At 68.0% G+C, this 19127-nt stretch carries 19 protein-coding genes; 9 read left to right on the forward strand and 10 right to left on the reverse strand.

The features are described 5' to 3' along the window. Nucleotides 1-42: 42 nt before the first annotated feature. Nucleotides 43-1089, reverse strand: a complete 1047-nt coding sequence (gene trpD, locus FXO18_RS15630; RefSeq protein ID WP_149362066.1) for an anthranilate phosphoribosyltransferase — start codon at nucleotides 1087-1089, stop codon at nucleotides 43-45. Nucleotides 1090-1214: 125 nt separating this feature from the next. After that, the gene (locus FXO18_RS15635) at nucleotides 1215-1619 is read right to left on the reverse strand and encodes a hypothetical protein (RefSeq protein ID WP_149362067.1); all 405 of its coding nucleotides are present in this window, start codon (nucleotides 1617-1619) and stop codon (nucleotides 1215-1217) included. Nucleotides 1620-1805: 186 nt separating this feature from the next. On the opposite strand from FXO18_RS15635, the gene ctaE reads away from it, so the two are divergent. The 4 genes from ctaE to qcrB are packed head-to-tail and all read left to right on the forward strand — an operon-like array spanning nucleotide 1806 to nucleotide 6178. Continuing rightward, complete coding sequence (ctaE, locus tag FXO18_RS15640) at nucleotides 1806-2414, forward strand: aa3-type cytochrome oxidase subunit III (protein WP_149362068.1); 609 nt, start codon at nucleotides 1806-1808, stop codon at nucleotides 2412-2414. Nucleotides 2415-2469: 55 nt separating this feature from the next. After that, on the forward strand, nucleotides 2470-3357 hold the full coding sequence (gene qcrC, locus FXO18_RS15645) for a cytochrome bc1 complex diheme cytochrome c subunit (RefSeq protein ID WP_149362069.1): 888 nt from the start codon (nucleotides 2470-2472) through the stop codon (nucleotides 3355-3357). Beyond that, nucleotides 3354-4532: a cytochrome bc1 complex Rieske iron-sulfur subunit gene (gene qcrA, locus FXO18_RS15650; RefSeq protein WP_149362070.1), complete on the forward strand. Its 1179-nt coding sequence runs from the start codon at nucleotides 3354-3356 to the stop codon at nucleotides 4530-4532. The genes qcrC and qcrA overlap by 4 nt, the downstream gene beginning before the upstream one ends. Continuing rightward, the gene (gene qcrB, locus FXO18_RS15655) at nucleotides 4529-6178 is read left to right on the forward strand and encodes a cytochrome bc1 complex cytochrome b subunit (RefSeq protein ID WP_149362071.1); all 1650 of its coding nucleotides are present in this window, start codon (nucleotides 4529-4531) and stop codon (nucleotides 6176-6178) included. The genes qcrA and qcrB overlap by 4 nt, the downstream gene beginning before the upstream one ends. A 1041-nt stretch (nucleotides 6179-7219) precedes the next feature. Here qcrB and FXO18_RS15660 read toward each other — a convergent pair. Continuing rightward, nucleotides 7220-7636, reverse strand: a complete 417-nt coding sequence (locus FXO18_RS15660; RefSeq protein ID WP_149362072.1) for a cytochrome c oxidase subunit 4 — start codon at nucleotides 7634-7636, stop codon at nucleotides 7220-7222. A 32-nt stretch (nucleotides 7637-7668) separates the two neighbouring features. Beyond that, nucleotides 7669-8745 (reverse strand): aa3-type cytochrome oxidase subunit II, encoded by a 1077-nt coding sequence (gene ctaC / locus FXO18_RS15665; protein WP_149362073.1) that lies wholly within the window; start codon nucleotides 8743-8745, stop codon nucleotides 7669-7671. A gap of 265 nt (nucleotides 8746-9010) precedes the next feature. Between ctaC and asnB the strand changes: the two genes are divergently transcribed. Continuing rightward, the gene (asnB, locus tag FXO18_RS15670; RefSeq protein WP_149362074.1) at nucleotides 9011-10942 is read left to right on the forward strand and encodes an asparagine synthase (glutamine-hydrolyzing); all 1932 of its coding nucleotides are present in this window, start codon (nucleotides 9011-9013) and stop codon (nucleotides 10940-10942) included. Nucleotides 10943-10957: 15 nt separating this feature from the next. Here the strand turns inward: asnB and FXO18_RS15675 are convergent, their stop codons facing one another. The 5 genes from FXO18_RS15675 to FXO18_RS15695 all read right to left on the reverse strand — a co-directional run bounded on the left by FXO18_RS15675 (nucleotide 10958) and on the right by FXO18_RS15695 (nucleotide 14707). Next, a complete protein-coding gene (locus FXO18_RS15675; protein WP_149362075.1) occupies nucleotides 10958-11344 on the reverse strand; it encodes a DUF5313 family protein in 387 nt (128 codons plus the stop codon). Continuing rightward, complete coding sequence (locus FXO18_RS15680; protein WP_149362076.1) at nucleotides 11341-11790, reverse strand: MarR family winged helix-turn-helix transcriptional regulator; 450 nt, start codon at nucleotides 11788-11790, stop codon at nucleotides 11341-11343. The genes FXO18_RS15675 and FXO18_RS15680 overlap by 4 nt, the downstream gene beginning before the upstream one ends. 181 nt (nucleotides 11791-11971) lie before the next feature. Further along, the gene (locus tag FXO18_RS15685) at nucleotides 11972-12949 is read right to left on the reverse strand and encodes a carbohydrate kinase family protein (protein WP_149362077.1); all 978 of its coding nucleotides are present in this window, start codon (nucleotides 12947-12949) and stop codon (nucleotides 11972-11974) included. 196 nt (nucleotides 12950-13145) lie between these two features. Next, nucleotides 13146-13496 (reverse strand): HesB/IscA family protein, encoded by a 351-nt coding sequence (locus tag FXO18_RS15690; RefSeq protein WP_149362078.1) that lies wholly within the window; start codon nucleotides 13494-13496, stop codon nucleotides 13146-13148. A gap of 80 nt (nucleotides 13497-13576) precedes the next feature. After that, nucleotides 13577-14707 (reverse strand): glycerate kinase, encoded by a 1131-nt coding sequence (locus FXO18_RS15695; RefSeq protein ID WP_149362079.1) that lies wholly within the window; start codon nucleotides 14705-14707, stop codon nucleotides 13577-13579. A gap of 111 nt (nucleotides 14708-14818) precedes the next feature. Here FXO18_RS15695 and FXO18_RS15700 point away from each other — a divergent pair, with 111 nt between their 5' ends. From FXO18_RS15700 to FXO18_RS15715, 4 genes are read left to right on the forward strand one after another with little or no spacing between them, the layout of a single operon-like run. Then, nucleotides 14819-15502, forward strand: coding sequence for a DUF3043 domain-containing protein (locus tag FXO18_RS15700; RefSeq protein ID WP_149362080.1), 684 nt, complete (start codon nucleotides 14819-14821; stop codon nucleotides 15500-15502). Nucleotides 15503-15508: 6 nt separating this feature from the next. Then, nucleotides 15509-16033 carry a bifunctional adenosylcobinamide kinase/adenosylcobinamide-phosphate guanylyltransferase gene (gene cobU / locus FXO18_RS15705; protein ID WP_149362081.1) on the forward strand — a complete coding sequence of 175 codons (525 nt, stop codon included), beginning with the start codon at nucleotides 15509-15511 and terminating at the stop codon, nucleotides 16031-16033. Nucleotides 16034-16073: 40 nt separating this feature from the next. After that, the gene (gene cobT / locus FXO18_RS15710; protein ID WP_149362082.1) at nucleotides 16074-17138 is read left to right on the forward strand and encodes a nicotinate-nucleotide--dimethylbenzimidazole phosphoribosyltransferase; all 1065 of its coding nucleotides are present in this window, start codon (nucleotides 16074-16076) and stop codon (nucleotides 17136-17138) included. Nucleotides 17139-17179: 41 nt separating this feature from the next. After that, nucleotides 17180-17929 carry an adenosylcobinamide-GDP ribazoletransferase gene (locus tag FXO18_RS15715; protein ID WP_149362114.1) on the forward strand — a complete coding sequence of 250 codons (750 nt, stop codon included), beginning with the start codon at nucleotides 17180-17182 and terminating at the stop codon, nucleotides 17927-17929. Nucleotides 17930-18007: 78 nt separating this feature from the next. Here FXO18_RS15715 and FXO18_RS15720 read toward each other — a convergent pair whose 3' ends face one another. Continuing rightward, nucleotides 18008-19111, reverse strand: a complete 1104-nt coding sequence (locus FXO18_RS15720) for a branched-chain amino acid aminotransferase (protein WP_149362083.1) — start codon at nucleotides 19109-19111, stop codon at nucleotides 18008-18010. Nucleotides 19112-19127: the final 16 nt, after the last annotated feature.

Raw genomic sequence — 19127 nt, forward strand, 5'->3', positions numbered from 1 at the left:
CGCCCCGACCGAGTCCAGCAGGGCCCGGTCGGCCAGCTCCCGCTAGGCCCGCTGGGTCCAGTCCGCCCACGTGTGCAGCAGCGTCGCGGCCGCGCCACCGTCGATCGCGGCCTCGACCTCGCGCATCGCCTCCCCGATCGCCTCGTGCACATCCCCGCGCACGCCCTTGTAGGCAGCGACCGCTGCGGCAGAGTTCAGCACCACCGCATCCCGCACCGCGGACTTCTCGCCAGCAAGCATCCGCCGCGCGATCTCCGCGTTGTCCTCGGCGTCCCCACCCGTGAGGTCCCCCGGTCCCGAGAGCGGGATGCCCACGCGGGCCGGGTCGAAGCTCTCCTCGCGCACCGTTCCATCGACCACCACCTGCATCGTGGTCGTGGTGGTCGTGGTGATCTCATCGAGGCCATCATCGCCCCGCACGACCAGCACCGAGCTCCCCCGGTCGGCGAACACTCCCGCCAGCACCGGCAGCAACCCAGGGAACGCGCAACCCACGAGTCCGGCCCGGGGCTGCGCGGGATTCGTCAAGGGCCCCAGCACGTTGAACACCGTCGGGATCCCGATCTCGCGCCGCGGCGCGCCCGCGAACCGGTACGCCGGATGGAACACCGGTGCGAAGCAGAATCCGATGCCCACCTCGCGGACGCTCCGAGCGACCTCCTCCGGGCCCAGATTGATGCGGATGCCCAGCGCCTCGAGCACATCAGCCCCGCCACTGCGCGACGAAGCCGCCCGATTGCCATGCTTGACCACGTTGACACCGGTGGCGGCCACCACGATCGCGGACATGGTCGAGATGTTCACCGTGTTCGACTTGTCGCCGCCCGTGCCCACGATGTCCACCGCATCCACGCAGCCCTCTACCCGGCGCGCGTGCGCGAGCATGCCGGTCGCGAGGCCGCTCAGCTCCGCCGACGTCGGGCCCTTCATCTTCATCGCCACGCCGAACGCCGCGATCTGCGCCGGGGTAGCCCGGTCCGACATGATCTCGTCCATCGCCCACGCGGTCGCCTCCGCGGGCAGGTCACTGCGGGAGGTCAGGGCCTCCAGCACGATCGGCCATGCCAGGGGCTCGGTATCCAGTGTCACGTCGGTGTCCCTCGTCTCGGATCGTGGGGTCTCAGGTCGTGGGGTGCAGCATCGAGGACATCGTAGTGCCCCCGCGCGCTCGAACCGACGCCATTTCGTCCATGCGCGAAGCTCCCGAGCGCTGCTCAGCCCGCGCGCTGCCACGCCTCCCAGCCGAGCACATCGCCGCCCTGGCGCGACAGCAGGCTCGCCATCCTCGAGGCTTCCTGGGCGCACCACAGCCCCGAGATGACGCTCACGCGCTGCACCACGATCTCGCCACCATCCTGTCCCAGCTGCTCGGCGCGGCGCGGGGCATAGCCCTCGGCCGCCAGCGCCTCCACCACGGACCCCGCCCGGTCGCCCGGCACGGAGAGGATGAATCGCAGCACCCCCTGGTCGCCCTGCCGCCAGCTCGGCGACGACTCGATGAGCGCCACGACCGAAGCCGCGGGATCCCGCGTGCCCGCCACGAGCACGAGATCCCCAGCATCCGGGTCAAGGGGCTCCACAGTCCGGCGACGCCACCGGGCCAGCAGGCGATCCAGCATCGCGCCACGCTCCTCCGCGAGACTCCTGGCACGCACCTCGCGGTGCGCCCGAACCAGCCTACGCGACACGCTCCGCTCGGGAACCAGGGCAAGCAGACGTCCACCAACTGGGAAAACGATGCCAACATCAACCCAAATCAGGACCCGGCTGCACGTTTAGTACGACGAGCCGTCATACTTCCAAGTGTGACGAGCGCAGTAGGGAACTCAGGAACGGCAATCACACAACGTGTGCACTCGCTGAACCGCCCAAACATGGTCAGTGTGGGCACGATCGTGTGGCTGTCAAGCGAGCTCATGTTCTTCGCCGGCCTCTTCGCGATGTACTTCGTGTCGAAGGCCCAGGCCACCGAGTGGCCGCCACCGCCCACGCATCTCAACGTGCCCTTTGCACTGATGATCACCACCGTGCTGGTGCTGTCATCGTTCACGTGCCAGATGGGTGTGTTCGCGGCGGAGCGTGGCGACGTGTTCGGCCTGCGGAAGTGGTACTACCTCAGCTTCCTGATGGGCCTGTTCTTCGTGCTGGGCCAGGGCTACGAGTACTACGAGCTCGTGCATACCGGCACCACGATCTCGGGCAGCGTGTACGGCTCGGTGTTCTACATGACCACCGGCTTCCACGGCCTGCACGTGATCGGCGGCCTCATCGCGTTCCTGTACATCATCGCGCGGACCCAGATGAGCAAGTTCACGCCTGCTCAAGCCACCGCCGCGATCGTGGTCTCCTACTACTGGCACTTCGTGGACATCGTGTGGATCGCGCTGTTCGCGACGATCTACTTCATCCAGTAGCGACCACACAGCGCCAGCCCCGTCCAGCCCGTCCCCCATCACCAAAGGGATCTCGATGAGCTCATCTCCTCCACCCCCAGCCGATGCCCCCGGCGGAGAGGCAGCAGCACCGGTCACACCGACCGGCAAGCCGCCCCGCCCCTCCCGCCGCGCGCGCAAACTGCGCCGTCGCGCCACCGGAGCCGCCCTGCTCCTCGCTGGACTCACCGGCGCGGGCCTGTTCGCGGCCGCCATCACCCCGGACGCGCACGTCGCGACCGCCAACGAGGACAGCGCGGCACTGATCCGCGAGGGCAAGCAGATCTATGACGTCTCCTGCGTCACCTGCCACGGTGTCAACCTGCAGGGCGTCGCCGACCGCGGTCCGAGCCTGATCGGCGTGGGCGAGGCATCCGTGTACTTCCAGGTCGCGTCCGGTCGCATGCCCGCCATGCGCAACGAGGCCCAGGCCATGCGGAAGATCCCCAAGTTCGAGGGCCAGCAGATCGACGCTCTCGGCGCCTACATCCAGGCCAACGGTGGCGGACCCGTCGTGCCGCGCACCGCCGACGGAGAGGTCGCCACCGCTTCGCTGCGTGGCAACGATCCCGCTCGCGGCGGCGAGCTCTGGCGCCAGAACTGCGCCTCCTGCCACAACTTCACCGGCCAGGGCGGCGCTCTCTCCTCCGGCAAGTGGGCACCCTCGCTCGTCGGCGTGCCCGAGCCCGACATCTACACCGCCATGCTGACCGGCCCGCAGAACATGCCGAAGTTCTCGGACCGCCAGCTCACACCGGAGGACAAGCAAGACATCATCGCCTTCGTCAAGTCCGTCCAGGAGACCCGCAATCCCGGAGGCTACGGCCTCGGTGGGTTCGGCCCGGTCTCCGAGGGCATGACGATGTGGGTACTCGGCATCTCAGTGGTCATCGGCGCCACCATGTGGATCGGAGCAAGGTCATGAGCGACGCTGACCGGAACACTCCCGGGAACCTGAATCCCTCGGAGGAAGAGCTGGCCAGCATGAGCCAGGAAGAGCTAGCGAGACTCGGCACGAACCTCGATGACGTCGACGTCATCTTCCGCCGCAATCGCTGGCCCGCGAAGGGCACCAAGGCAGAGAAGCGCGCGGAGCGCCAGATCGCATTCTGGTTCGCGCTGTCGGGCATTTCCGCCCTTGCCTTCGTCGCGGTATTCCTCTTCTGGCCGTGGGAGCACAAGAGTCTCGGCGAGGAGGGCTACAACCTCTACAACTGGGCCACCCCGCTCTACGGGCTCACCTTCGGCATGGCGATCCTCAGCATCGGCATCGCCGCGGTGCTGATCGCGAAGAAGATGATCCCCGAGGAGATCTCCGTCCAGCAGCGCCACGACGGCCCGTCCGATGCGGTCGATCAGAAGACCACCGTCGCGCTCCTCAAGGATGCCTACGACACCTCCACCATCGGTCGCCGCAGCATGATCAAGCTCTCGGCGATCTTCGGTGTGGGCACCTTCGCCGTCGCCGCCCCCGTCGCTCTCGCCGGTGGCATGGTGAAGAACCCCTGGGCCGACGGCGACGATTCGCCGATGTGGACCTCCCCGTGGGATCCCGACTACCCGGGCCAGACCGTCTACCTGCGTCGCGACACGGGACGCATCGACGACATCGTGCTCGTCCGTCCCGAGGACCTCGACGCCGGCGCCATGGAGACCGTATTCCCCTTCAAGGAGGAATGGCGCGGCGACCTCTACAAGCTGCGCTACTCCCTGCGCCACCAGTACGCGCCAGTCATGCTGATCCGCCTGCGCAGCTCCGACACCGCGCGCGTCGTCAAGCGACAGGGCCAGGAAGACTTCAACTACGGCGACTACTTCGCCTACTCGAAGATCTGCACCCACCTCGCCTGCCCGACCTCGCTGTACGAGCAGCAGACGCAGCGAATCCTGTGCCCCTGCCACCAGTCACAGTTTGATGCGCTCCAGTACGCCAAGCCCGTGTTCGGACCGGCGACCCGAGCGCTCCCCCAGCTTCCGATAACCGTGGACGAGGAAGGCTTCCTCGTGGCGCGCGGCGGCTTCATCGAACCCGTCGGACCGGCCTTCTGGGAACGGCCCGGCTACACGGAGATCCCAGACCTCGGGGAGCGTGAATCATGAGCACGAGTCAAGCGATCCAGGATCGCGCCAACAAGGAAGCCGCTAGCGCCGCGATAAACATGGACCAGCGGTATCGCATGGCCGCAGGCATGCGCCGCCAGATGAACAAGGTGTTCCCCACCCACTGGTCCTTCCTGCTGGGCGAGGTCGCGCTCTACAGCTTCGTCATCCTCCTCGTGACCGGCGTGTACCTGACGCTGTTCTTCGACCCATCGCTCGCCCACATCGTCTACGAGGGCCCCTACCAGCCGCTGCGTGGCGTCGAGATGTCCCGCGCCTACGAGACGGCCCTCCAGCTGTCCTTCGAGGTCCGCGGCGGCCTGTTCGTCCGGCAGCTGCACCACTGGGCAGCGCTGCTGTTCGCCGCGTCGATCATCCTGCACCTGCTGCGGGTGTTCTTCACCGGCGGATTCCGCAAGCCGCGCGAGGCCAACTGGGTCATCGGCTCCATGATCTTCGTCCTCACCATCGCCGAGGGCTTCATGGGCTACACCCTCCCCGACGACCTGCTCTCCGGCATCGGCCTCCGGATCACCTCCGCGATCATGCTCTCCCTCCCCGTCGTGGGCACCTGGATCCACTGGTTCGTCTTCGGTGGAGAGTTCCCCGGCGAGCTGATCATCCCGAGGCTCTACGTCGCGCACATCCTGATCATCCCGGGATTGCTCCTCGCGCTCATCGCCGCGCACCTCGCGCTGGTGTGGTACCAGAAGCACACCCAGTTCCCCGGCCCCGGCCGCACCGAGAACAACGTTGTCGGTGTCCGCGTCCTCCCGGTGTTCGGCGTGAAGGCCGGTGGATTCTTCGGCATCATCTTCGGCATCCTCGCCCTGATGAGCGGATTCCTGCAGATCAACGCCATCTGGAACCTCGGGCCGTACAACGCCTCCCAGATCTCCGCAGGCTCCCAGCCGGACTTCTACATGTTCTTCACCGAAGGAATGGCGCGCATCTGGCCAGCGTGGGACATCTACATCGGCGACTACATGATCCCGTCGGTGGTGGGCGTCGCTGTGATCCTCGGCATCATCTTCATGCTGCTGTTCGCCTACCCGTTCATCGAGGCGAAGCTCACCAAGGATGATGTGCACCACAACATCCTGCAGCGTCCCCGCGACGTGCCCGTGCGCACGTCGCTCGGCGCCATGGCCCTCGCGTTCTACGCCGTGCTGTTCCTGATGGCCATGAACGACATCATCGCGTTCAAGTTCCACATCTCGCTCAACGCGACCACCTGGCTCGGTCGCATAGGCCTGATCGTGCTGCCGCCCCTGGCGTACATCATCGCCTACCGCTGGTGCATCGCCCTGCAGCGTTCCGACCGCAAGGTCCTCGAGCATGGCATCGAGACAGGCATCATCACCCGCCTGCCGCACGGCGAGTACATCGAGCTGCACCAGCCGCTCGGACCCGTCGATGAGCACGGGCACCCCATCCCGCTCCCCTACCAGGGCGCGACAGTGCCCAAGCGGATGAACCTGCTCGGAGCTGCAGGAGCCCCCGGTTCCGGTGGCTTGCTCACAGCGGATCCCGCCGACGAGCGCGAACTGCTCGAGCACGAGGAGCACGAGGCCCACGTCAGGCAGGCCCAGGCTCTCCGCGCCCTCCAGCAGCGCGCTATCGAGAAGGGCGACGACGATCACTGATCCGTCCTAGCCAACGCCATACCGGCAATGAGAGAAGGCCCCCGGGAGATCACCTCCTGGGGGCCTTCTTCTATTGCTGCCGCTTTCCTTTCCGCTGCGGGAAGATGATCTCCGCCAGGTCTCAGTTGGCGGCAGGGGCGACGCGGCGGGGCCCACTTGGCGGCGGGGCCCAACTGGCGAAGTCTCAACGCGAATCCTGGGGAGGAAGCCCCACGCGCACCTCTGCACGCGGAAGCGCCGAGCGAGGCATGGCCGTGGCGTGCATGCCGCCGTAGCAGCCCGGGCCTCCGCCCGCCGGTGCCGACTGGCGCGTGATGATGGCCGCCTGTACCGGGCGTGATGATCGCTGGCCGCCCAGATCCGGTGGTGGCTCCTTTGGTGTGCGAGCCGGGCTAGTTCAAGGTCGTGGGGCCTGGATCGAATGCGACGCGCAACCGTGGGAGCATCTGCCCCGCCCCGATCGCGCTCTGTGGCTGCGCCGTCACAGTTGACCGAGAATCGTGCTTGCTCGGCCTAGATTCGCCCCTACGGCTCCTTCTAGCGCCCTCCCTCGCGTTGGAGGCCTGGAGACGAGTCGGCTCTCGCTGCACGCCGTGAGGAGCGTTTCCGCTGCACGTGGTTGGCTGGGCCTCCATTGCCACCGCGACGGGAAGGGGTTTCTCGCGCCATCCGCTAGCGTGGGGATGCCAGCATAGGGATGCCAGCTCGTCGCGAGGCAGTGAAAGCACCCGCGAGTGTGCGAAAAACGACTGCATTCCGCGATCATCCTGTCGTTTCTCGCACACTCGTGGGAGCTCTCGCACACTCGCGGGTGGCCGTGGGAGCTCTCGCACACTCGCGGGTGGCCGTGGGAGCACGCGCACACTCGCGGCCCCGCCCGCACTCGCACGCTCGCAGGCACTCGCACGCTCGCAGGCACTCGCCGGCGGAGGATGACCAGTTCCGCCAGCGGAACGTGACCCCTTTGCCGGAAACGGCAAACGCCCGCCCGTGCGCGGTGTTGCGCACGGGCGGGCGTCGGCGTGAGCTAGAGCTTCTCGGTCAGTGCTTCTCGGGGCCCCAGTGGTACTCGAAGACGAGTCCTGCGGCAGCGACGAGGACGACGACCGCGGCGACGGCGATCAGCCACATGTAGAAGAACGCTACGGCGATGCCTGCCAGCGCGGCGGAGAGAGCGAGCAGCACCGGCCAGTAGCTACCAGGGCTGAAGAAGCCAAGGTCGCCGGTGCCGTCCTCGATGTCGGCTTCCTCGTAGTCCTCGGGGCGTGTGTCGATGCGTCGTGCGACGAACCGGAAGTAAGTACCGATGATGAGGGTCAGGCCCGCGGTGAGCACGATAGCGGTGAGCCCTGCCCATTCCAGCCCGGCACGGGAGGTGTAGGTGAACACCCCGTACAGGATGGCGGTGAGGAAGAAGAACATCGTGAGCAGCTCGAAGAGCTTGGCTTCGATCTTCATGTCAGAACACGTCCTTGTTCAGTGCGGGGGCGTCAGTTGCCGGAACGGAAGGGGATCGCGGTCTGTGCCTCTCGCTGCGTGTTGAAGGGCACGGTGCTGGTGGAGAGTGGCTCCTCGCCGATGGCTTCGAGAGCTTGCGCGTTGGACAGGCCCTGGCCGCCGTCGACGGTGGGCTTGCGCAGCTCGATGTACTCGGCGAACCGCTCGGGGCTCACGGCGCGGACCTCGAAGTTCATCATGGAGTGGTAGGTGCCGCACATCTCGGCGCAGCGCCCGACGAACGCTCCTTCTTCCTCGATCTCGCTGATCTGGAAGGAGAAGTCGGAACGGTTTGCCTCGGGGTTCGGCATCACGTCGCGCTTGAAGAGGAACTCGGGAACCCAGAAGGAGTGAACGACATCCGCGGAGGCGAGTACGAACTCGATGCGCCGGTTGGTCGGCAGCACGAGGACGGGGATCTCCTCGCTGGAGCCGAGCGTCTCAATGGTGTTGTAGGTCAGGTAGTCGAGCTCGCCGCGCTCAGCGCCGTGGATCGGACCGACGCTGCTGCCGTGGTCGTCATCGCCTTCGTCGCTCGCGGAGCCAAGCTGGGGACCGCCGTCGGGATCAAGCCCGTCGTAGCTCGGGGTACCGTCGCCCATGTCGATGGTGCGGTAGCCGAACTTCCAGTTCCACTGGTAGGCGGTGACGTCGACGACAACGTCGGCCTCGCCGTGCTCCTTGTCGTTGACATAGTTCTGCACAACGACGGTGAAGTAGAACAGCACCGCGATGATGATGAAGGGCACCGCCGTGTAGAGCAGCTCGAGGGGCACGTTGTAGCCCGTTTGCCGCGGGAAGTCGGGGTCGCCCTTCTTCTTCCGGTGAAACACCACCGTCCAGAAGGTAAGTCCCCAGACCAGTACACCCATTACGAGAGCAGCGACCACCGACCAGGTCCACAACTCGCGCATCATCTCGGCCTGCGGGGTAACGCCCGAGGGCCAGCCGAATCGAAGAACCGTATTGTCGATGGAGCAGCCCGAAAGGAGCACGGCAGCGATACCGAGAGTCGCCGCTAGCCCAGTCCGTCGCGCAATCCGACGCCGACTACCGTGTGCCACGTTCACGCCTTCCTGGTTGCCACACCTTGTGCAGACCTAACCTGTTCAGACCTACCGTGTGCCGACCCCGCGAGCGCGCGGATCCGCACGGATCAAACTCTTGAGCCTGAATACTACGCAGCGTAGACCACGCGTTTGCAGCCGGCACTATCGGGTCTCCTCATGCGGGCGAAAGTTTTGCGGCATACTCCCTAGCGGAAGAGTTTGCCCAGCTTGTCCGGGGGCGCCCTGGTGGCCCCTGCGCTGATCGTGGATTGAGGTGTTGTGCGCTGTGTGTGGCCTCCTGGGAATTCTGACTCCGGACGGGTGCGCCGCGGAGGTGGCGCCGCGGCTGGGAGAGGCGTTGCATTGCATGCGCCATCGCGGTCCGGATGAGGCAGGCACGTGGCATGACGCTGATCTGGCGCTGGGCTTCAACCGGCTGTCGATCATCGATATCGCGCACTCGCACCAGCCGTTGCGCTGGGGCCCGCCGGAGAACCCGGAGCGCTATGCGCTGACGTTCAACGGGGAGATCTACAACTACCTGGAGCTCCGCGACGAGCTGGCCCGCGAGCATGGCGCGGTGTTCCGCACCGAGGGTGACAGCGAGACGATCGTCGCGGCGTTCCACCATTGGGGACCGGGCGCGGTGGAGCGCTTGCGGGGCATGTTCGCTTTCGGGGTCTGGGACACCGAGACGCGCGAGCTGTTCATCGCTCGCGACCCGTTCGGCATCAAGCCGCTGTTCATCGCCGATGCCCCGGGTGGATTCGGCTTCGGCTCGGAGAAGAAGAGCCTGCTCGAGGCCGCGGAACTGTTGAAGCTCGACCTCGGCATAGATGCGCGCGCCACCGAGCACTACCTGGTGCTGCAGTACGTCCCCGAGCCCGAGTCGCTGCATACTGGCATCCGGCGGCTCGAATCAGGCTGCTACGCCTGGGTGCGGCCGGGCGAGGCGCCACGCATCACCCGCTACTTCAAGCCCTCGTTCCCGGTGGTGCCGTTCGCCAAGGGCAAGGATGCCGCGCAGAAGCGCTACGACGAGATCGCGGCCGCGCTCGAGGACTCCGTGGCCAAGCACATGCGCGCCGATGTGACGGTCGGCTCGTTCCTGTCCGGGGGCATCGATTCGACAGCTATCGCCGCGCTCGCGATCCGGCACAACCCGGACCTGATCACCTTCACCACCGGGTTCGAGCGCGAGGGCTACTCGGAGGTCGATGTGGCCGCGGAGTCCGCCGAGGCGATCGGCGCGCGGCATGTCGTGAAGATCGTCGGCCCCGAGGAGTTCGCCAAGTCGATCCCCGAGATCGTGTGGTACCTCGATGACCCGGTCGCCGACCCTGCGCTGGTGCCCCTGTACTTCGTGGCTCGCGAGGCCCGCAAGCATGTGAAGGTCGTGCTCTCCGGCGAGGGCGCGGACGAGTTGTTCGGTGGCTACACGATCTACCGCGAGCCGTTGTCGCTGCGGCCGTTCAGCGCGCTGACCCCTGGAATGCGCCGCGCCGCTGCTCGCCTGTCGGACCGGATGCCGGAGGGCAAGCGCGGCAAGAGCCTGCTGCAGCGCGGCTCCCAGCGGCTCGAGGAGCGCTACTACGGCAATGCGCGCAGCTTCCAGGATCACCATTTGCGCGCGGTGCTGCGTGACTTCCGGCCCGAGTGGACGCACATGGACGTCACGGCACCGATCTACGCCCGCTCCGAGGGCTGGGACCCGGTGGCGCGCATGCAGCACCTCGACCTGTTCACCTGGTTGCGCGGCGACATCCTCGTCAAGGCGGACAAGATGACGATGGCGAACTCGCTCGAGCTGCGCGTGCCGTTCCTCGATCCCGAGGTGCTCGCGGTGGCGGAGAAGATCCCTTACAAGCAGAAGATCACCCGCGAGACCACCAAGCACGCGCTGCGGCAGGCGCTCGAGGGCATCGTCCCCCACCATGTGCTGCATCGCGCCAAGCTGGGCTTCCCGGTGCCGCTGCGGCACTGGCTGCGCGGGCCCGAGCTGTATGAGTGGGCGCGCGACCAGATCGCGGAATCCGGTACCGATCACATCCTCGACCTCGCCGCGGTCAGCAGGATGCTCGAGGAGCACCGCGAGGGCGTCTCCGACCACAGCAGGCGCTTGTGGACCCTGCTCACCTTCATGGTGTGGCATGGCATCTTCATCGAGGAGCGGATCACCCCGTCGATCGAGGACCACGAGTACCCCGTCACCCTGTAGGGCGCTGCGTGGCCTCTAGGCGTTCTTGCCGTGCGCCTCGTTGTAGCGCTGCCTCTCTCGCGCCTGGCGCTCGAGCACCTTGGGGTTCTGCAGATCGCGGGGCAGGCCGTGGCGCTCGAGCCGCCGGGCCCGGTTGGGCTCCATGTAGGCGGCCGAGTAGAACAGAGCGAGCAGCACACCGAGGAGCACCACTGCGCCCCGTAGGACGAAGGGGCCGGGCAGCAGGAATCCCAGGGCGAATATCGGCAGGTACGGCACCATGCTGCGAACCAGGTGCCGGGGCACGGCGCGGTCGCCGGTGAGATCGTTGCGCACCCAGTCCTGCATGCTCGGCGGGAGGGTGCGACCGAAGCTGTAGCTGATCCATTGCAGCGGACTGGGCCGTGTGGCGGTGCTGGTCATGAGAGGGCTCCTGCCTTGAGCGCGGCTGTGTTGATGCGGGTGAGGACATCGTGGAGCTCGGTGACCTGCGCCTCGGTGACGCCAAGGCTGCGCATGACGGCGGGCGGGATCTTCTCGGCTTCCGCACGGAGTGCTCGTCCCGCGCTGGTGAGGTGGACCTCGAGCTGGCGCTCATCATGCTGGCTGCGGGCCCGGGTGAGGAGTCCGGCGGCCTCGAGCCGCTTGAGCAGCGGCGAGAGCGTGGGCGAGTCGAGCTGGAGGGCTTCGCCGATGTTGCGGACCGACCGTGGCTCCTGCTCCCAGAGGGCGAGCATGACGAGGTATTGCGGGTGCGTGAGCCCCATGGGCTCGAGGAGTGGCCGATAGACGGCGAGGACGGCACGGTTGGTGACCGCGAGGGCGAAGCAGACCTGGCGGTCGAGGGCGAGCGGGTCCGGTGCGGGCATGCCTTAAATATAGCGCCCACTCTAATCGCGCACAACTACTTAGTGCACTATCTATTAGGGCACTCGTCACATGTGGTCGCTGGCCTCGTCGGCACAGGGCTCCCCTAGACGCAGGCCCCCAGCCATGAAAAAGAGCCGGGCACCTCGAGAGGCACCCGGCTCCGGATCAGGCCATCAGCTGTCAGGCAGGCAGGATGTCGCCGATCTCGCGCGCTGCATCCGCGCCGTAGGCATTCTTGATGCGATCGAGCGCCTTCTCGCGGTTCCACTCCCATTCCTGGGTACCGACCGTCTCGAGAACCAGCACAGCGACCAGCGAACCGAGCTGGGCCGCGCGCTCGTGATCCAGCTTCGACATGCGCGCAGTGAGGTAGCCCGCGCGGAACGCATCGCCCACGCCCGTGGGATCCACGCGACCCTCGTCCGGCACGACATCGACATGCACGGGGTCCTCGCCCCGGACGACGATATCCACGCCGCCCGCGCCCAGGGTGGTCACGCGGATGCCCACCATCTCGGCGACGTCCGCCTCAGTGAGACCCGTCTTCTGCCGCAGCAGTCCCCACTCGTACTCATTCGTGAACAGGTAGGCCGCGCCGTCGATCAGGTCGCGCGCGGTGTCGCCATCGATGCGGGCGAGCTGCTGCGAGGGATCAGCCGCGAAGGGAATGCCGAGCTCGCGACACTCGCGGGTGTGCCGGACCATCGCTTCGGGATCGTTCGCGCCGACGAGGACCATGTCGATGTCTGGCCGACCATCCACGAGGCCCGCGATCGAGATGTCCCGCGATTCACTCATCGCGCCTGGATAGAACGAGGCGATCTGCGCCATCGCGGTATCCGTCGTGCATACGAAGCGTGCTGTGTGCGCGGTCGCGGAGATCCGAACCCCATCGCAATCCACGCCGTGCTGCTGCAACCACGTCCGGTACTCGGCGAAGTCCGCGCCCGCGGCACCCACGAGCATGGGGTTGCCGCCCAGCACGCCGATCGCGAAGGCGATGTTGCCGCCCACCCCGCCGCGGCGCACGACGAGGTCATCGACGAGGAAGCTCAGCGAGATCTGGCTGAGCTTGTCGGCGACGAGCTGCTCCTCGAACGTGCCGGGAAACGTCATCAGATGGTCTGTCGCGATGGAACCGCTGACCGCGATCGCCACATTTGCCCCTTCCGCGCTGGTGAGCAGCGCGCCGGAGTGTGGCGCGCGCCGCACTACAGTACCCCGGCTCAGCAGCGCTCACGCAAGCACGCGCACCAGGCGATGCTGCCAGCTGCCGCTCGGCGCCCGCGTGCTCGCGGCATGGCAAGAGGCGGCCTGACTCTTAGCCAGACCGCCTCGCCACGTTCTCAGCGTGTCAGTTGAACGAGTCCCCGCACGCGCAGGAGCCCGTTGCGTTCGGGTTGTCGATCGTGAATCCCTGCTTCTCGATCGTGTCAACAAAGTCAATGACAGCACCATGTAGGTACGGCTCGCTCATCCGGTCCACGGCAAGCGTGACGCCCTCCACCTCGAGGGTGTGGTCGCCATCAAGCGAGCGGTCATCGAAGAACAGCTGGTAGCGCAGGCCCGCGCAACCGCCGGGCTGCACCGCGATGCGCAGCGACAGGTCAGTGCGACCCTCCTGCTCCAGCAGCGCCTTCGCCTTCGCCGCAGCAGTGGTGGTGAGCGTCACGCCCTGGGTGGTGGTCTCGTTCTGCACAGTCATGCGTTCTCCCTCGGGTCCTACAGAATTACCGTGCACATTCCGGTGCTTGATCCAACGGTACTCCAGTTCCGGATATTCCCCTACCCGTCCCGAGGACCATCCGGCCCGCCCGCTCCCTGGCGGCACCGACGCGCGATCATCGCCATGGCCTCCGCCAGCGCCGCCGGGGCATCACGGATCGCAGCGCTCGCCGAACCACGCAGAGCCGCCAGCGACACTACGTCATCGAGCCCGATCCGGCGCCAATCCTGCTCGCTGAGCTCGCAGCTGCCCACCACCGCGATCACCGGCGCGCGATCCCTCCCGGTCGCCGCGAGCGACCAGCCCGCCACCTCTGCCACGACTTTCCCGGCCAGTGTCTGCGCATCCAGGCGCCCCTCGCCAGTGATCACGAGGTCTGCCGCGCCACCCCCGCGGCCTTGCTCCAGCACATCGGCCAGACCCGTCGCGCGGGCCACTAGGCGGGCGCCCGAGATCCGCTCGGCCCCCAGGGCGAGCAGGGCGGCCCCGAGCCCCCCGCCTGCCCCCGCACCCTCGCGCTTGGCCACAGCGCGCCCCTGCCCGTCGATCAGCCCCGCGCTGGCCCGGGCAAGCCGCTGCTCCAGCCGACCGACCATCCCGGCATCGGCACCTTTCTGCGGAGCGAACACCCGAGCAGAACCGTGCGGTCCCAGGAGGGGGCTCGTCACATCGGTCGCGGCGACCAGCGCCACCCCCGCCAGCGCCTTCCGTCCAGCCTCCACCCCACCGAGCACGTCGAGCATGCCCCCGCCCCCGTCCGTGCAGGCCGTGCCGCCGAGCCCCACGACGATCGATGCAGGCCCCTGCCCGGCCGCGCGGAGCAGCAGCTCGCCCACCCCCGCGCTCGTGGCTGCCCAGGCCGAGGCGGGCGAGGGCGGGCCCTGCAGCAGGTGCAGCCCGCATGCCTGCGCGGCCTCCACATATGCCACCGCGCCACGCGCCCTGTCCGAGTTCGCCAGCAGCCATCGGGCCCGGACGTTCCCGGCCATCGGGCCCGGCACGGTCGCCTCGAGCACCTTCCCGCCCCCGGCAGCCAGCGCGTCGATGAAACCAGGGCCACCATCTGATTGCGGGAGCGCCTGGACCCGATCGCCGGGCCGCTCCCCCAACCACGCCTCGCCCATCACGAGCGCGGCCTCGCGCGCCGAGAGCGTGCCCCCGTAGGAGTCCGGCGCCAGCACGATCCTCATGCCTGCCAGTATCGCTGAGCCCGGTCGCCGCAGCGCTCGTGCCCGTGGCGCTATAGGCCCGCTAGCGTGCCCTGGTTTGCCCGGATCACCGGATCGCTTACCCTAAAACCCGTGAAACTCTCCGGACGTGGCAGCAGTGGCAGCAATCCTGATGATCCCTCCGCGCAGGAGGGTCCTGCGCAGGAACCGTCGGCACAGCCGTCCGGGCACACTCCCGGCAAGGGCCGCCCCACGCCCAAGCGCAACGAGGCCCGCCGGGGCGCGCGCGCTCCCCTCACGCCTCCGCCGATGACGAGGGCCGAGGCACGGGCGCGCAGGAAGGCGCTCAAGGCGGAGCAGCGCAAGAAGCCGAAGATGTCCAAGGAGGAGCGCAAGCGCTTCAACGCCGAGAGCCGCTCGCGGGCCAACGAGCGCCGCGCCCGCATGATGGCCGGCGACGAGGACTACTTGCTGCCCAGGGACCGGGGCAAGACCCGAAAGCTCGCCCGCGACTACGTCGATGCGCGCCGCAACCTGGCGGGCATGTTCATGCCGCTGGCGCTGCTGGTCCTCCTGACGTTGTTCATGCCGCCGGACATCCAGGCCGTCATCACCCTCGGCATGATGGTGTTCCTCATCTTCATGATCGTCGAGGGCATCGTGCTCGGCAGGCAGATCAGCAACCGGGTCCGTGCCCGATTCCCGGACAGCGACGATACGGGCCTGGGCATCGGCTGGTACGCGTTCGTCCGCGCGACACAGATCCGCCGCCTGCGGGTGCCCAAGCCGCAGGTCCGCCCCGGCGACGCGGTCTAGCCCGCCATGCGCTGCCTGGTCCTCGGGGGCGCGCGATCCGGCAAGTCCGGGCATGGCGAGCAACTGATCTCCGACTGGGCCGCGCGCCAGCAGGTCCGCTATATCGCGACGGCACCCGATCGTCCCGGCGATGACGAATGGGCGCGGCGCGTGCAGGCACACCGGTCGAGGCGGCCCGCGCACTGGATCACCGAGCGCACCGATGACCTTGTCGAGGCGCTCGACCGTGAACCGAACACTCCCACGATCATCGACGACCTGGGAATGTGGCTCGCGTCCGTGATCGATCGCCTCGACGCGTGGGCGGAGCCGCAGCGAGCGCGCGCCTCGATCGATGGGCTCGTCGACGCGGTGGCCCGCTACCCGGCGCCGCTGGTGCTCGTCACCCCCGAGGTAGGGATGGGCATCGTGCCCGGGACGCTGTCGGGCCGGGCATTCCGCGACGAGATCGGGGTGTTGAACGCGCGCATCGCGGAGGAGTGCGAGAAAGTTGTCCTGGTGGTCGCGGGAATCCCGTTGCCGCTGAAGTGATCCCCGCCTGTCGCGCGGCCGGCGAGAAAGGCTCGAGCAGTTGACTGACCAGGAACGCCCGGACGATCCCAGCTTCTTCGATCCGATCCCGCAACCGGATCGCGAGGCGCGGCGCGCGGCCTGGCGGAGGCAGGGAGCGCTCACCAAGCCCGCTGGCTCGCTGGGCAGGCTCGAGGAGCTCTCCACCTGGATCGCGGCATGCCAGGGCCAGTGCCCGCCCGTTCCGTTCGCTCGCCCCCGCATCGTCATCTTCGCCGGTGACCACGGCATCGCCCGCCACGGTGTGTCCGCCTACCCCTCTGAGGTGACCGTGCAGATGGTGCGGAACTTCCTCGACGGAGGGGCCGCGATCAACTGCCTCGCCGAGAACGCTGGGGCCACCGTGCGTGTCGTCGACCTCAGCGTCGACGGCGACACCCCGCCCTCGGTGCGCTCGCACAAGGTCCGCCGCTCGAGCGGACGCATCGACACCGAGGACGCCATGTCCCACGACGAGGCCGTGGCGGCGGTCGCGGCGGGGCGCGCCATCGCGGACGAGGAGATCGATGCGGGCGCGGACCTGCTCATCGCCGGCGACATGGGCATCGGCAACACCACCCCGGCAACAGTGCTCATCGCCACGCTGACCCGCACCGAGCCGATCGCGGCCGTGGGCCGGGGCACCGGGATCGATGACAATGCCTGGATGGTCAAGACAGCCGCCGTGCGCGACGCGATGCGCCGCAGCAGGATCGTGGAGCGCGATCCCATCCGGTTGCTGGCGACGAGCGCGGGCGCGGACATCGCGGCCATGGCTGGATTCCTCGCCCAGGCAGCGCTGCGCCGCACACCCGTGATCCTCGACGGGCTAGTGGTAACCGCTGCCGCGCTGGTCGCCGAGGATCTCGCGGCGGGCGCGCGCGACTGGTGGGTGGCCGGGCATCGTTCCACCGAGCCCGCGCACTCGATCGCGCTGCGGAGACTGCAGCTCGAACCGATCGTGGACCTCGGCATGAGGCTCGGCGAGGGCTCCGGCGCCGCGGTGGCGCTGCCCGTCCTCGCGGCGGCGGTATCGACCCTGGCCGGGATGGCCACCTTCGAGGAGGCCGGGGTGAGTGATCGATGAGCGACCGTCGAGCTCGTGGCCGCGCGAGCAGCAATCCCACTATGGACGGGGCACGCCTGGCATTCTCGTGGCTGACGGTGCTGCCCGTGCGCGGACCGCGGCTCGTGGACCGGCAGGCAGGCGCATGGGCGATCGCGGTGACCCCGCTGATCGGCCTGGTACTGGGAATCGCCACGACGCTGCTGCTATGGGGGATGCTGGCGGTTGGCCTGCCCGCCATGCTCGCGGGAATCCTGGGGGTGGGCTTCCTCGCCCTCGCCACGCGCGGCCTGCACATCGATGGCCTCGCCGATACCGCTGATGGACTAGGGACTTTCGGGCCTCCGGACCATGCCCAGCGAATCATGCACGCCGGCGGTTCGGGGCCGTTCGGCATCGCCACCCTCGTCATCGTGCTCATCGGGCAGGGCCTGGCCCTGGGCGCGCTGGCCGGGGCCGGAATGTTCGTCGCCATCGCGGTCGCCGTCGCCGCCGGGCGGGTCGCGGTGGTCATCGCGTGCCGTCCCGGGCTGCGGGCCGCGCGTCCCGAGGGGTTCGGGGCCCTGGTCGCCGGGAGCCAGTCATGGGCGACGATCGGCTCATGGGTAGCGGCGTCCCTGTTCATCGCGACCGTCGCCGTGCCCGGCAGCCCGCTGCACGGAGTGATCGTGCTGGTGCTGGCTCTCGCCCTGGCGCTGCTCTTCGTGACGCACTGCGCCCGGCGCCTCGGCGGGATCAACGGCGATGTGCTCGGAGCAGTGCTGGAGCTGACCGTACTGATCGTCGCCGTGGGATTGCTGCTGGGAGCGTGAGGGCCTGGCCACCTCGCGGGTGGCCAGGCCCCTGGCTTGCTTCGTGGCCCACAGCAGGCGGGCCCAGAGCGGGCGGGCTCAGAGCAGCCGTTGCATCCAGCCGCGCGTGTCCTCGAACGTGCCGCGCTGGATCCCGGTGAGGGTATCGCGCAGGGCCTGCGTCACCTCGCCCGGCTCCCCGTCAGCGATGATGTACTCGCCACCGGTGTGCTTGACCCGGCCGACCGGGGTGATCACCGCAGCCGTGCCGCACGCGAAGACCTCGGTGATCTCGCCATTGCGGGCCTTCTTCTCGACCTCCTCGACCGAGATGCGCCGCTCCTCGACCGGGATGCCGGAGTCCTCCGCGAGGTGGATCAGGGATTCCCGCGTGATGCCGGGCAGCAGCGAGCCGGAGAGCTCGGGGGTGACGAGTCGCGCGTCCGCGCCGGAGCCGAACACGAAGAACAGGTTCATGCCGCCCATTTCCTCGATGAAGCGACGCTCGATCGCATCGAGCCACACGACCTGGTCACAGCCCTGCTCGGCGGCTTGCGCCTGGGCGAGCAAGGAGGCGGCATAGTTCCCGGCGAACTTGGCGGCACCCGTGCCACCAGGAGCTGCGCGCACGTACTCGGTGGACAGCCAGACGCTGACCGGCCGGATGCCAGCCTTGAAGTACGCGCCCGCTGGCGATGCGATGAGGAGGTACTGGTACTCCGCGGCGGGACGGACGCCAAGCCCTGCCTCGGTGGAGAACATGAACGGCCGCAGGTAGAGCGACTCCTCGCCGCCCGCTTCGGGCACCCACGCCTGATCGACAGCGAGGAGCTCCTTCAGCGAGCCGAGGAAAAGCTCGTCGGGCAGCTCGGCCATCGCCATGCGGCGCGCCGAGGAACGGAAGCGCTGGGCGTTCGCGTCGGGACGGAACGAGGCGATGCTGCCGTCCGGCTGCCGGTAGGCCTTCAATCCCTCGAAGATGGCCTGTCCGTAGTGCAGGACCATCGCTGCTGGATCAAGGGTGATCGCGCCGTAGGGCTGCACGTGGGCGTCATGCCATCCACGCTGCCGCGTATAGCGGATCGCGACCATGTGATCGGTGAAATGCGTACCGAATCCCGGTGACCGCAGGATCTGCTCCCGATCGGCCTGTGGCCTGGGGGCGGGATGGGCGGAACGGGTGAACTCGGGCAGCGTCGTCATGAGCGGAAATCCTATC

Source organism: Lolliginicoccus suaedae (assembly GCF_008312885.1).
GTDB lineage: Bacteria > Actinomycetota > Actinomycetes > Mycobacteriales > Mycobacteriaceae > Lolliginicoccus > Lolliginicoccus suaedae.